Raw genomic sequence first — 12,365 nt, 5'->3', positions numbered from 1 at the left:
AGCAAGCAATATTTGAAACTCTCAATAATTATATTAAATTATAATGTGCAATACTTTTTGGAGCTATGTCTTAGAAGTGTTGAAGCGGCAATTTCTAAAATTGAAGCGGAAATTATTGTAGTAGATAATAACTCTGAAGATGGCAGTTGTAACATGGTAAAAACCTTGTTTCCAAATGTTACTCTAATAGAAAATAAAGAAAACTTTGGGTTTTCAAAAGGGAATAATATAGGTGTGTTGCAAGCTAAGGGTGAGTATTTATGCATATTAAATCCTGATACAGTTGTTGCAGAAGATACGTTTGTAAAACTTTTAGAATTCTCAAAAAATAAAAGTGAATTAGGAATTGTAGGCTGTAAGTTGAAAAATGGAAGTGGGTTGTTTTTGCCAGAAAGTAAAAGAAATATTCCTAGTGTTAATGTAGCATTAAAAAAAATACTTGGAGATTCTAAATTGTATTATGCAAACCATTTGTCTCAAAATGAAATTGGTGAAGTTGATATTTTAGTGGGTGCTTTTATGCTTGTTAAAAAAGAAGTGTATAATGCTGTAGCAGGTTTCGACGAAGATTATTTTATGTATGGCGAAGATATCGATTTGTCATATAAAATACTTAAAGCTGGATATAACAACTATTATTATGGCGAGACCACAGCTATTCATTTTAAAGGTGAGAGTACATTAAGAGATAAAAATTATGCTCGTCGCTTTTATGGTGCGATGCAAATATTTTACGAAAAACATTTTAAGCAAAATTTATTTTTTGATATGGTAGTTTGGTTAGGAATAAAACTGGCTTTTATATTAAGAAGAATTCGAAAGGTAAAAGTTAATAACGTATCAGAGTACATTTTTGTTTCAGATAAGTCGAATCAAAGTATTGAAGACGCATTAAATAAAAAAGTGGTTTTACAGACACAACTAAATGATGTAAAGCCAAATTCAGAAATAATTTTTGATGCTAATATATTTAGTTATAAAGAAATTATTGAGTTTATGCAATGTTCTGAAAAAGAGATAACTTATAAAATATTACCAAATAAGTCTAATTTTATTATTGGTAGTAATGATGGATTTAGTCAAGGTAAAATTATAGAGTTGCAGTAGTTTTTGATAGATATAAATAGGCATAATAGCAATATTTTTGCTAATTTTGCAAAATAAATTAAAAAAACAAGCATTACGTTATTGATATGGCAAAGGTTGAGCTTAGGTTACCAAAAATGGGGGAAAGTGTTGCAGAGGCAACCATTACATCTTGGTTAAAAGATGTTGGTGATACTATCGATATGGACGATCCTGTATTAGAAATTGCTACAGATAAAGTAGATAGCGAAGTGCCTAGTGAAGTTGATGGTGTGTTGGTTGAACGTTTTTTTAAAGTTGATGATGTTGTACAAGTAGGTGAGGTTTTAGCTATTATAGAAACTGAAAGCGATGATGACTTAAATGCAGATGCTAGTAACGAAGTTTCAGTTGAAATTGATAAAATTGAAAATGAAGTTGTTCAACAAGTAGAGCAAACCATTGTAAAAGCTAAAGAAGCTGTTGCTCCGGTTGCTTCTAGTGGAGATCGTTTCTATTCGCCATTGGTAAAAAATATTGCAAAAGCAGAAGGGCTATCTCAAAAAGAACTTGATGGAATTGCAGGAACAGGAAAAGATGCTCGTGTAACTAAAAATGATATTTTAGATTATTTACAAAATAGAGGGGATTCGAAACAGACTGTAGCTCCAGAGGTTAAAGCACCAGTTGCTCAAACCAAAGTTGTAGAAGCTCCTAAAGTAGATAAACCTATAGTAATTTCTAGCGGAGACGATGAGATTATAGAAATGACTAGAATGGGTAAGCTTGTGGCAAACCATATGGTTGATTCTATACAGACATCTGCGCATGTGCAGAGTTTTATTGAGGCCGATGTTACTAATGTTTGGAATTGGAGAAAGAAGGTTAAGGATGGTTTTATGAAACGAGAAGGTGAAAACTTAACGTTTACACCTATCTTTATGGAAGTTATTGCTAAGGCGTTGCGAGATTATCCAATGATGAATATATCTCTTCAAGGTGATACAATAGTTAAAAAGAAAAATATCAATTTAGGTATGGCTGCAGCTTTACCAGACGGTAACCTTATTGTTCCTGTAATAAAAAATGCAGATCAGCTTAACTTGGTTGGGATGACAAAACAGGTTAACGATTTAGCCAATCGTGCTAGAAGCGGTAAACTAAAACCAGACGATACGCAAGGCGGTACTTATACCGTAACTAACGTAGGTACTTTTGGGAGTATAATGGGAACACCTATAATCAATCAACCGCAAGTCGGTATTTTGGCACTTGGTGCTATTAGAAAAGTACCTGCTGTAATAGAAACTGAACAAGGTGATTTTATTGATATTCGTTATAAAATGTTTTTATCACATTCTTACGATCATCGTGTCGTTAATGGTGCCTTAGGAGGTATGTTCGTGAAAGCGGTTACAGATTACCTCGAAGCTTGGGATGTTAATAGAGAAATATAAAGCATAAACGTAAATAAAGTAAAACCTGACTGTAAATCCGTTGGGTTTTTTTTATTTTTGTAGGAATAGTTGTTGAACTAATCTGGTTTTAATGAGAATAATCTATTTCAAAAATGTTCACTTTTTAGTTAGTACCTTTTTATGTGTCACATTATTTTCTTCAAATGCATTTTCTCAATCTGACACATTATATTTTAATTTAGATGGCGTTAAAATAAACAAAGAGAGATTTAAGAATAAAATAGAGAAAGATTTCTACGAAGCAACTATGTATACAACGGATACCTTGGTTGAAATGAAATTGAAGTTACTTTATTGTTTTGGGAAATTATCGGGAGATGTAAAAACTCAACTATTTAAGTTGTTATCATCAAGGCATGAAGTTGATACCACTAAAATTCTGTCTTGTTTTTATAAAGATACTTTGAAAAGTAAATCTGAATTTCCTTTAAAGAATGAAATCTATCTTATTAGCAATGTTGGAGATACCTTGAAAAAGAGGAGTTTTAGTAATATTCGCTCTATGTATTATACTAGTAAACAATGGAAGAAACAGAATGGGGAAATTAAAACTTTAAGGAATTATAAAGCTTATCATAGATTAAATAGAGGGTATATAAGATGGAATCATAACGATTATAAAAAAAGTGTAGAGCTGTTAATGTTTTATGGAGTAAATAATGGAGGTTCCGATAAGATTCAAGGTTTGAAATGGCATAAAGACTATGGAAATGTAATAAAGAAATTGTTTAATTATAAGGATGAAAACTTTAGTTATGTTTTAATAAAGCCAAATGGCGAGTTCTTTATAAAATATGGTTTTATTGCAACGCCTTTTTCTGATTTATTTAATAATACAGATTGGGAATTTCATAGAAATAAATTTTTAAAAGAAAGATAAAAATATAAAGCTTCAATGTGTTTATAGTTAAACACAAGATTATTTTACTTTAAACTTTATTCAATATGTTTTTGTAGAACTTCTAAAAGTTGTTTTTTCGTAGCAAGACCTCTGTAAATATCAGATTCTATTTGAATTATAAAGATTTCTTTGTCAATATTTTCGATTGATTTGCCAGATGCTTTTAATGTTTTTGTCAGTATTACTTTGTCTTTTTCAAGATGTCTTTCTTTAAATGCTATTTTGTTTTCGTTAAATAGGCTTTTAGTTTCTTCACAAAAACTACAATTATTAGATGTATATATGGTAATGTTTGCAGTTTTTAAAGCATCGTCAAAATTTATTTGAAGGTCCTCATCGTCTTTTCTAAATTGAAGATTGGCGCTCACTTCATTTACAATAAACTGGTGTTCATAGTCCCCAGCCGTTCCTGCTAATTTTATAAGTGTTAACAAGTGAGTTTCGCTATTGGGCTCTATAGGTTTTAGAACTGGACGGTTGCTGCTTCGTCTGTAATCTTGTGTTGTAACTCTTAAAAACACCACATAGCCAATACTGTCTGTGTTTTTTGCGTAAAGCTCTAAACGTTTTCCATTTTGTTTTTCAACTAGTATTACTTTTCCCGTATTAACATTTTGAGAAAAAGAAAAAAAGCATGAGCTAAAAAATAGAAAAACTAAAAATAAAAGTTTTAAGTTGGAATTCATAAGTGTTGCAAATTTAAACAAATTTTAAAAGTATATTTGCAATAAACATACCAAGTAATGCAATTAAATTTAACAAAGCCTATCTGTTTTTTCGACCTAGAAACTACAGGAATCAGTATAACTAAAGATCGTATTGTAGAAATTTCAATATTAAAAGTGTTTCCTAACGGTACAGAAGAAAGTAAAACCTGGTTGGTAAATCCAGAAATGCATATCCCAGAAGAGGTTGTTGCAATACATGGGGTCTCTAATGAGAGAGTTGCAAACGAGCCTACTTTTAAAGAATTGGCTAAGGACATCTATAATATGATAAAGGATTCTGATTTGGGTGGATTTAATTCTAACCGTTTTGATATTCCTCTATTAGCTGAAGAAATGTTGCGTGCTGAGGTAGATTTTGATATGAAAAGCACTTTAGCTGTAGATGTGCAAACTATTTTTCATAAAATGGAACAGCGAACTTTAAGTGCTGCTTATAAATTTTATTGCAACGAAAGTTTAGAAAATGCACATAGCGCTGAAGCAGATACAAAAGCAACTTATGAGGTTTTAAAAGCGCAGTTAGATAAGTACGAAGATTTAGAAAACGACACTAAATTTTTAGCCGAATTTAGCTCCCGAAAAAAGTTTGCAGATTTTGCAGGTTTTATAGCTTATAATAAAGAAGGAGTAGAGTGTTTCTCTTTTGGAAAACATAAAGGAAAGTTAGTAACCGAGGTTTTAGAAAAAGAGCCTGGGTATTTTGGCTGGTTGTTAAATGCAGATTTTCCGTTGTATACTAAAAAGGTGTTAACGGCTATAAAGCTTAGGAGTTTTAATAATAAATTGGGGTAAATTGAAAGTCGCAGTTTTCAGTATCAGTAATTGACTTTGGCGGATATTTTCGTTAGGGATTGCAGAGAAAAGCCCACAGCGAGGTACGAGTGAGGACTTGTAAAAAAAAGGCCGACCGCTTGCCCTGAGCGCAGACGAAGGGTGGGGTAACGCCCAAATTAAAATATACTTTAATGCTTTGCGACTTGGAGACTTTGTGATAGAAAAATAAAAAAACATGAAACTAATCTGCATCGGTAGAAATTACACCGAACATATTAATGAATTACAAAATGAAAAACCAACAGATCCTGTTGTTTTTTTGAAACCAGACACGGCTATTCTTTTAAAAAAGCAACCGTTTTTTATTCCAGATTTCTCTGATGATGTGCATTATGAGGTTGAGGTTTTAGTTAAAATTAATAGAGTAGGAAAGCATATTGATAAAAAATTCGCACATAAATATTATAACGATATTGGATTGGGTATTGATTTTACTGCAAGAGATTTACAGAGTGCGCTAAAGGCTAAAGGATTACCTTGGGAAAAAGCAAAATCTTTTGATGGTGCTGCGGTTATTGGTAAATGGATTGATAAAAGTGCGGTGGAAAATGTTAATGATTTTGAGTTTTCGTTAAAAAAGAACAATGATATTGTACAAAATGGAAATACAAGCCACATGCTTTGGAAAATTGATGAATTAATAGAATATGTGTCAAAATATTTTACTTTAAAGATAGGAGATGTTATCTTTACAGGTACACCGGCTGGTGTTGGCAAAGTTGTTGCTAATGATAAATTAAAAGGTTTTATAGAAAATACCGAGATGTTTTCAATAACAGTTAAATAAATGGAGTTACATTATAAATTATTTAGAGTAAGAGAGTTAGCTGATAACGATGAGAGTTTTATAGCTGCTTTAGCCGAAGCTTTTTTAGAAGAAGTACCTGAAGATGCAGAGCGTTTAAAAAAAGCTGTGGCAGAAAATAATTATCAAGAAGCTTACCAAGCAGCTCATAAAATGAAGCCTACGGTAGATTTGTTTGAGCTAGGTGTGTTAGATAAGCTAATAGAGGTTCAGGATTGGGGAAAGTTTACCCAGACAGATGTAGATATTACTGAACAATTAGAAATTGTACTTTCGGCAGTTGAAAAGGCTAGTGCTGAAATGAAGTCTGATTTTAAATTATAATGTTAGCTGAAATTATCACCATAGGTGACGAACTTCTTATTGGGCAAGTTGTAGATACCAATTCTACTTTTATAGCTAAACAGCTTAATAAAATTGGTGTTTCTGTTTATCAAATTACTTCTATTCAAGACGATAAAAAGCATATTTTACAAGCCTTAATGGATGCTGAAGCTCGTGTAGATATTGTTATTTGCACAGGAGGTTTAGGGCCAACAAAAGACGATATTACAAAAAAAACCTTTGCAGAGTATTTTAACGACACATTAGTTAGAGATCAATCGGTTTTAGATAATATTGAGAGTATTTGGAAGCAACATGTTAGAACACAGCTGCTTCAAGTAAATAAAGATCAGGCTTTTGTACCATCTAAGGCAAAAGTATTAATGAATAGGTTGGGTACAGCTCCTGGTATGTGGATTGAAAAAGAGGAGAAAGTATTTATTTCTTTACCTGGTGTGCCTTACGAAATGGAAGCCTTAATAGAATATCAAGTTGTTCCGCGATTAAAAGATAAATATAACTGTCCGTTTATATTACATAAAACCTTGCTTGTTTATGGTTTGGGAGAAAGCGCTTTAGCTGCAAGAATAGAATCTTGGGAAGATGCATTACCTAAACATATTAAATTAGCATATTTACCAAATTTGGGTAAAATGCGTTTGCGTTTATCAACAAAAGGGTTTGATGAAAAAGCATTAATAAAAGAAGTACAAGAACAAATAGATAAGGTTATACCTTTAATAAAAAAGGAATTTGCTGGTTTAGAAGATGAAGATGGATCGGTTGAGGTTGTTATTGCAAAACAACTTACCAAATCTGGAACAACGTTAGCCATCGCAGAAAGTTGCACAGGAGGAGCCGTTGCAGAACGCTTTACTGCACATTCTGGCGCCTCTGCCTTTTTTAAAGGTGGAATAGTAACCTATTCAACGCAATCAAAAATTAATGTTTTAAAAGTATCAAAAGCAGATATTGATGCTTTTTCTGTTGTAAGTTCTCAAGTAGCGGAGGCCATGGCAAAAAATGCACAACAATTATTTCAATCAGATTATGCTATTGCAACTACCGGAAATGCAGGGCCAACAAAAGGAGATTCTAATGCCGAGGTTGGTACCGTGTTTGTCGCTATTGCTAATAAAACAGGAGTTTTTTCTCAGGAGTTTAACTTCGGAAATTCTCGAATAAAAGTGATAAATAAAGCCGTAAATAAAGCTCTAGAAATGCTGCTAAAAGAAATTTTTAAAAATTGATAAAATTTAAGTTGTCATAATGTAAAGATTTTATATATTTGCACCTCGATTTTAAGCAACAAAGAATTTAAAGTTATATAGAATGTCAAGAGTTTGTGAACTTACAGGAAAGAAGGCCATGGTTGGAAACAATGTGTCTCATGCAATGAACAAAACTAAACGCAAATTTCATGCGAATTTAGTTAAGAAACGTTTTTACATTCCAGAAGAAGATAGCTGGATAACTTTAAAAGTTTCTACATCTGCATTAAAAACTATCAATAAAATAGGTATATCTGCAGCAATTAAAGATGCAAAATCTAAAGGATTTTTAAAATAATAGCTGTATTTAATAAAGAATAAGACATGGCAAAGAAAGGCAATAGAATACAAGTAATCTTAGAGTGCACAGAGCACAAAGAGTCTGGAAAACCAGGAACTTCAAGATACATTACAACAAAAAACAAAAAGAATACGCCAGATAGAATGGAGATTAAAAAATTTAATCCTATCCTTAAACGTATGACAGTTCATAAAGAAATTAAATAATTAGAAATTTTAATAAAAAAATTTCAAATAATACCCTATATAGGTCATGGCAAAGAAATCAGTAGCATCATTACAAACAGGATCTAAAAGATTAACAAAAGCAATAAAAATGGTTAAGTCTCCAAAAACAGGAGCTTACATGTTTGTTGAGTCTATAATGAGTCCAGATCAAGTAAACGACTTTTTAGCTAAAAAGTAATATACATTGTTTCAAGATATTATAAGCTGCTTTCTATACGAAAGCGGCTTTTTTATTTTATATTTATCTGCCATAATAACAGTAAGTCCATTATGGTAAGGTAATTGACTCTAATTTATTAGGGCGTTACCACAGGGGTCGGGCTTTCCGCTATATCTTTTGCAAAAAAGCAAAAGGATGTCGCTGCAATCCCTAACGCACTTTTAGTTTAAAATTAACCAACCAGAAAGTAAAATGAGCTTTTTTAAAAAAATATTTTCCTCAGAAAAAAAGGAAACCCTAGATAAAGGATTAGAGAAAACTAAAACCAGTTTTTTAGGCAAGCTAAGTAAAGCCGTAGCCGGAAAATCTAAGGTTGATGATGATGTTTTAGATAATCTTGAAGAGGTTTTAGTATCTAGTGATGTTGGTGTAAATACCACGTTAAAAGTTATTGAGCGCATTGAAGCACGCGTATCTAAAGATAAATATTTAGGAACCGATGAACTAAACAAAATTCTTCGAGAAGAAATTGCAGCCTTATTAAGTGAAACAAACTCTGGAGAAGAAACAGAATATACCATTCCGGAATTGCCAAAACAAGAAAACGGAACCAAAACACCATATGTGTTAATGGTAGTTGGTGTAAATGGTGTTGGTAAAACTACAACTATTGGTAAGTTAGCTTATCAATTTAAGAAACAAGGTTTAAAAGTGGTTCTAGGTGCTGCCGATACGTTTAGAGCAGCAGCTATAGATCAACTTCAGGTTTGGGCAGATAGAGTAGATGTGCCAATGGTACGTCAAGATATGGGAAGTGATCCTGCTTCTGTAGCTTTTGATGCTTTAGAGTCTGGAGTAAATCAAGAAGCCGATGTTATTATTATAGACACAGCAGGTCGTTTACACAATAAAATAAACTTAATGAACGAGCTTACTAAAGTAAAGCGCGTTATGCAAAAGGTGGTTGGAGATGCACCACATGATGTATTATTAGTTTTAGACGGCTCTACAGGGCAAAATGCATTCGAGCAAGCTAAGCAGTTTACGGCAGCAACAGAAGTAACCTCGTTAGCTGTAACTAAATTAGATGGTACTGCAAAAGGTGGTGTGGTTATTGGTATTTCAGACCAATTTAAAATTCCTGTAAAATATATTGGAGTAGGTGAGGGTATTGAAGATTTACAAGTCTTTAATAAATACGAGTTTGTAGATTCTTTTTTTAAATAAAATTCCAGCTAAGGCTTGAAATATCATTATTAAAACTTAAGTATTGAATCATTTTAAAAATGAGAAAACATTAAGAATTTTAATATTTGCCTCTTTAACATATTCAGTATTTAAAGCTTTAGACCTATTATTTACATACATTAAAATTCCATTTGACCTGACAAACCCTTTAATACCAGGATCTTTAATAGATTACGTTAGGTTTCCTACTTATTTTTTATTCCCGTTCTTTTTTATAATTTCTATGAGATGTTATTATTTGATTAGGAATAAAAGATTTGAGCTAGAAACGGTATTGCCAATATTTGTTGTTTTAGTTTTGTATTCTTTTATAGAGGGTTTTGTTTATCAGTTTATACATAGTTTTTACCCTTATAATTAATCAACTAAAGCATTAATTTTTGCCCATAAATCATTATCGAAAGAAGAAAGTGCAAACGTATCATCATCAGCAGCTTCACCCATTCTAATAATTACTAAATCTTGACTTGGAACAACATAAATTTTTTGGTCATTTTTTCCCAATGCCGCATACATGTCATCCGGAGCATTAGGGATTAACTTGCCATTAAACTCAACTTGCGTAGATGGTAAGTGATAGCTGCCTTTTCCGTTTAACCACCACATGTAGCCATAGGCTTCATTTATATTTTGAGACGTATTTGTAGCCTCGTTTAAAAAACTTTCTGGAATAATTTGGGTAGTTTCCCATTTTCCTTTAGCCAATGTTAAAAGGCCAAAACGCGCCATGCTTCTCGCATTACTCCAATACACACTAAGGTCTCCTAAATTAATCCATTGCCCAGTCATACCTATTTTATCTCTTAGACTAGTGTTAAAAAAATCAGACCAATCTTGGTTGCTGGCTTCGGCAATAACGTCTTGCATTTTTACATACACATTGTGGTATGCCCAACGTGAACCAGCATCGGCAATGTATTGCAAGTTTGCAGGAGAAACATCATCACCTGTGGTATCATCCAAACCAGAGTTCATAGATAACAGGTTTTTACAAGTAATTAAATTTTCTTTTTCTAAAGTAGCGCTTGTCCAACCAGTCCCTAAATAATCTGAAACTTTATTGTTTATATTTATTAACCCTTCATCTTGAGCAATTCCAGAAACAGCAGTTGTTAAGGTTTTGCCAGCACTTGCCCAATACCAAGCTTTTGTTGCATCATGATCATTCATATATTCCTCCAAAACAATTTTTCCGTTATGAAGTACTATAAAACTTTTCGTGTTTTTTTCTTCTAGGTAATCAAGTAAAGATTCTAATTCACTTTCATTCCAATTTAAATCAGCAATAAATTTAGTTTCCCAAGTATCAGAAGTTAAAGATGGGAAGTAAAGTTCATCATTAACTTGTTCTTCTTCGTCTTCTTTAGATTCATTAGATGAACAGCTGAAAATTAAAAAAACAAAGAGTATTGAAATATAAAATTTAGGTTTCATAAGTAGAGGTTTCAATTTAGGACTTTCAAATATATGAAAGGTTTAATTAAAATAAAAGCTAGGCGGTTTAGCCAAGACGTTTTGGCTGAAATTGTTATTCATGTGAAAATGGCAATCTAATCTGATAAAATTAAGTTTATTAATCATCCTAATTCAACATTCGTTAATCTTAAATCATTACGTATCTTTGCGCCCTGATTTATAGATAGTATGCGCACAAAGACTTTAAAGAAAAACAAGATTAATGTAGTAACCCTTGGTTGTAGTAAAAATGTTTACGATAGTGAGGTGTTAATGGGGCAATTAAAAGCTAATGGTAAGGACGTTGCACACGAAGAAGATGGTAATATTGTGGTAATTAATACCTGCGGTTTTATTAACAACGCAAAAGAAGAGAGTGTAAACACTATTTTGGAGTATGTTAAGAAAAAGGACGAAGGCGAAGTAGATAAAGTGTTTGTTACAGGGTGTTTAAGTGAACGTTATAAACCAGATTTAGTAAAAGAAATCCCAAATGTTGACGAGTATTTTGGTACGACCGAGTTACCAGGCTTATTAAAAGCTCTAGGCGCAGATTATAAACATGAATTAATTGGTGAGCGTTTAACTACAACACCTAAGAATTATGCTTATTTAAAAATTGCAGAAGGTTGCGATAGGCCATGTTCGTTTTGTGCGATTCCAATTATGCGCGGAAAACATAGAAGTACGCCTATAGAAGAGATTGTTATTGAAGCCGAAAAGCTTGCAGCTAACGGCGTAAAAGAATTGATTTTGATTGCTCAAGATTTAACCTATTACGGACTCGATTTATACAAAAAACGAAACCTAGCCGAGTTACTTGAGGCTTTAGTAAAGGTGGAAGGAGTTGAATGGATTCGTTTACATTATGCTTTTCCAACAGGTTTTCCGTTGGATGTGTTAGATGTTATGAAGCGCGAACCTAAAGTTTGCAATTATTTAGATATTCCTTTACAGCATATTTCAGACGATATTTTAAAAAGTATGCGTCGTGGAACAACAAAAGAAAAAACCACCAAATTAATTTCTCAGTTTAGAGAAGCTGTTCCAGAAATGACCATTAGAACCACGCTTATTGTTGGATATCCTGGAGAAACCGAAGCACATTTTCAAGAATTAAAACAATGGGTTACCGATATGCGTTTTGAACGTTTGGGCTGTTTTACCTATTCTCACGAGGAAAACACGCATGCCTATAATTTAGAAGATGATGTACCGGAAGATGTTAAGGTTGAGAGAGCTAACCAAATTATGGAAATTCAATCGCAGATTTCTTGGGAGTTAAATCAAAATAAAATAGGCCAGGAGTTTAAAGTGGTTGTAGATAGAAAAGAAGGAAATTATTTTGTTGGTAGAACCGAGTTTGATTCGCCAGATGTAGATAACGAAGTTTTAATTGATGCGACTAAAACCTATTTAAAAACTGGTGAATATACTACAGTAAAAATAATTGAAGCGGAAGATTTTGACCTTTATGGCGAAGTGGTAAATTAGATTTGTCAGTTCGAGTGTCACGATTTTTCATCGGGATGTATCGAGAACCTTTACTTTGTAATAAACTATTAAGC

14 protein-coding genes are annotated in these 12,365 nt (G+C 32.5%); 12 read left to right on the top strand and 2 right to left on the bottom strand.

Translation table 11 applies throughout. From position 1 onward, the window contains the following. Positions 1-12 precede the first annotated feature (12 nt). The 3 genes from SJY43_RS15785 to SJY43_RS15775 all read left to right on the top strand — a co-directional run bounded on the left by SJY43_RS15785 (position 13) and on the right by SJY43_RS15775 (position 3,423). Entirely contained in the window at positions 13-1,107 is a 1,095-nt protein-coding gene (locus SJY43_RS15785) for a glycosyltransferase family 2 protein (RefSeq protein ID WP_396601698.1), read from the top strand. A gap of 86 nt (positions 1,108-1,193) precedes the next feature. After that, positions 1,194-2,522, top strand: a complete 1,329-nt coding sequence (locus SJY43_RS15780) for a dihydrolipoamide acetyltransferase family protein (protein WP_396601697.1) — start codon at positions 1,194-1,196, stop codon at positions 2,520-2,522. Positions 2,523-2,613: 91 nt separating this feature from the next. After that, positions 2,614-3,423, top strand: coding sequence for a hypothetical protein (locus SJY43_RS15775; RefSeq protein WP_396601696.1), 810 nt, complete (start codon positions 2,614-2,616; stop codon positions 3,421-3,423). A 56-nt stretch (positions 3,424-3,479) separates the two neighbouring features. On the opposite strand, the gene SJY43_RS15770 is transcribed toward SJY43_RS15775, so the two are convergent. Then, a complete protein-coding gene (locus SJY43_RS15770) occupies positions 3,480-4,130 on the bottom strand; it encodes a glutaredoxin domain-containing protein (RefSeq protein WP_396601695.1) in 651 nt (216 codons plus the stop codon). A gap of 57 nt (positions 4,131-4,187) precedes the next feature. Between SJY43_RS15770 and SJY43_RS15765 the strand changes: the two genes are divergently transcribed. The 8 genes from SJY43_RS15765 to ftsY all read left to right on the top strand — a co-directional run bounded on the left by SJY43_RS15765 (position 4,188) and on the right by ftsY (position 9,321). After that, positions 4,188-4,964 carry an exonuclease domain-containing protein gene (locus SJY43_RS15765; protein ID WP_396601694.1) on the top strand — a complete coding sequence of 259 codons (777 nt, stop codon included), beginning with the start codon at positions 4,188-4,190 and terminating at the stop codon, positions 4,962-4,964. A 217-nt stretch (positions 4,965-5,181) separates the two neighbouring features. After that, positions 5,182-5,793 (top strand): fumarylacetoacetate hydrolase family protein, encoded by a 612-nt coding sequence (locus tag SJY43_RS15760; protein ID WP_396601693.1) that lies wholly within the window; start codon positions 5,182-5,184, stop codon positions 5,791-5,793. After that, positions 5,794-6,135: an Hpt domain-containing protein gene (locus SJY43_RS15755; RefSeq protein ID WP_396601692.1), complete on the top strand. Its 342-nt coding sequence runs from the start codon at positions 5,794-5,796 to the stop codon at positions 6,133-6,135. Continuing rightward, the gene (locus SJY43_RS15750) at positions 6,135-7,385 is read left to right on the top strand and encodes a competence/damage-inducible protein A (RefSeq protein ID WP_396601691.1); all 1,251 of its coding nucleotides are present in this window, start codon (positions 6,135-6,137) and stop codon (positions 7,383-7,385) included. Before SJY43_RS15755 ends, SJY43_RS15750 begins: the two co-directional genes overlap by 1 nt. An 82-nt stretch (positions 7,386-7,467) precedes the next feature. After that, positions 7,468-7,704 (top strand): 50S ribosomal protein L28, encoded by a 237-nt coding sequence (gene rpmB, locus SJY43_RS15745; protein ID WP_092852938.1) that lies wholly within the window; start codon positions 7,468-7,470, stop codon positions 7,702-7,704. 26 nt (positions 7,705-7,730) lie between these two features. Beyond that, positions 7,731-7,913 (top strand): 50S ribosomal protein L33, encoded by a 183-nt coding sequence (rpmG, locus tag SJY43_RS15740; RefSeq protein ID WP_072764828.1) that lies wholly within the window; start codon positions 7,731-7,733, stop codon positions 7,911-7,913. Between the two features lie 46 nt (positions 7,914-7,959). After that, the gene (locus tag SJY43_RS15735) at positions 7,960-8,112 is read left to right on the top strand and encodes a DUF4295 domain-containing protein (protein ID WP_150936997.1); all 153 of its coding nucleotides are present in this window, start codon (positions 7,960-7,962) and stop codon (positions 8,110-8,112) included. A 234-nt stretch (positions 8,113-8,346) separates the two neighbouring features. Then, positions 8,347-9,321, top strand: coding sequence for a signal recognition particle-docking protein FtsY (gene ftsY, locus SJY43_RS15730; protein WP_396601690.1), 975 nt, complete (start codon positions 8,347-8,349; stop codon positions 9,319-9,321). A 378-nt stretch (positions 9,322-9,699) separates the two neighbouring features. Here the strand turns inward: ftsY and SJY43_RS15725 are convergent, their stop codons facing one another. Beyond that, entirely contained in the window at positions 9,700-10,776 is a 1,077-nt protein-coding gene (locus SJY43_RS15725) for a serine hydrolase domain-containing protein (protein WP_396601689.1), read from the bottom strand. A 210-nt stretch (positions 10,777-10,986) separates the two neighbouring features. Between SJY43_RS15725 and rimO the strand changes: the two genes are divergently transcribed. Then, positions 10,987-12,291 carry a 30S ribosomal protein S12 methylthiotransferase RimO gene (rimO, locus tag SJY43_RS15720; RefSeq protein WP_396601688.1) on the top strand — a complete coding sequence of 435 codons (1,305 nt, stop codon included), beginning with the start codon at positions 10,987-10,989 and terminating at the stop codon, positions 12,289-12,291. Positions 12,292-12,365: the final 74 nt, after the last annotated feature.

The sequence above is a fragment of the Algibacter sp. R77976 genome (assembly GCF_044594645.1).
GTDB lineage: Bacteria > Bacteroidota > Bacteroidia > Flavobacteriales > Flavobacteriaceae > Algibacter_B.
This window is presented reverse-complemented; position numbering and strand designations above follow the sequence as displayed.

Bases quoted from the DNA above. Each gene is read 5' to 3' on its own strand.
- SJY43_RS15780 (WP_396601697.1), top strand. From the start codon at position 1,194: ATGGCAAAGGTTGAGCTTAGGTTACCAAAAATGGGGGAAAGTGTTGCA.
- SJY43_RS15775 (WP_396601696.1), top strand. From the start codon at position 2,614: ATGAGAATAATCTATTTCAAAAATGTTCACTTTTTAGTTAGTACCTTT.
- SJY43_RS15770 (WP_396601695.1), bottom strand. From the start codon at position 4,130: ATGAATTCCAACTTAAAACTTTTATTTTTAGTTTTTCTATTTTTTAGC.
- SJY43_RS15765 (WP_396601694.1), top strand. From the start codon at position 4,188: ATGCAATTAAATTTAACAAAGCCTATCTGTTTTTTCGACCTAGAAACT.
- SJY43_RS15760 (WP_396601693.1), top strand. From the start codon at position 5,182: ATGAAACTAATCTGCATCGGTAGAAATTACACCGAACATATTAATGAA.
- SJY43_RS15755 (WP_396601692.1), top strand. From the start codon at position 5,794: ATGGAGTTACATTATAAATTATTTAGAGTAAGAGAGTTAGCTGATAAC.
- SJY43_RS15750 (WP_396601691.1), top strand. From the start codon at position 6,135: ATGTTAGCTGAAATTATCACCATAGGTGACGAACTTCTTATTGGGCAA.
- rpmB (WP_092852938.1), top strand. From the start codon at position 7,468: ATGTCAAGAGTTTGTGAACTTACAGGAAAGAAGGCCATGGTTGGAAAC.
- rpmG (WP_072764828.1), top strand. From the start codon at position 7,731: ATGGCAAAGAAAGGCAATAGAATACAAGTAATCTTAGAGTGCACAGAG.
- SJY43_RS15735 (WP_150936997.1), top strand. From the start codon at position 7,960: ATGGCAAAGAAATCAGTAGCATCATTACAAACAGGATCTAAAAGATTA.
- ftsY (WP_396601690.1), top strand. From the start codon at position 8,347: ATGAGCTTTTTTAAAAAAATATTTTCCTCAGAAAAAAAGGAAACCCTA.
- SJY43_RS15725 (WP_396601689.1), bottom strand. From the start codon at position 10,776: ATGAAACCTAAATTTTATATTTCAATACTCTTTGTTTTTTTAATTTTC.
- rimO (WP_396601688.1), top strand. From the start codon at position 10,987: ATGCGCACAAAGACTTTAAAGAAAAACAAGATTAATGTAGTAACCCTT.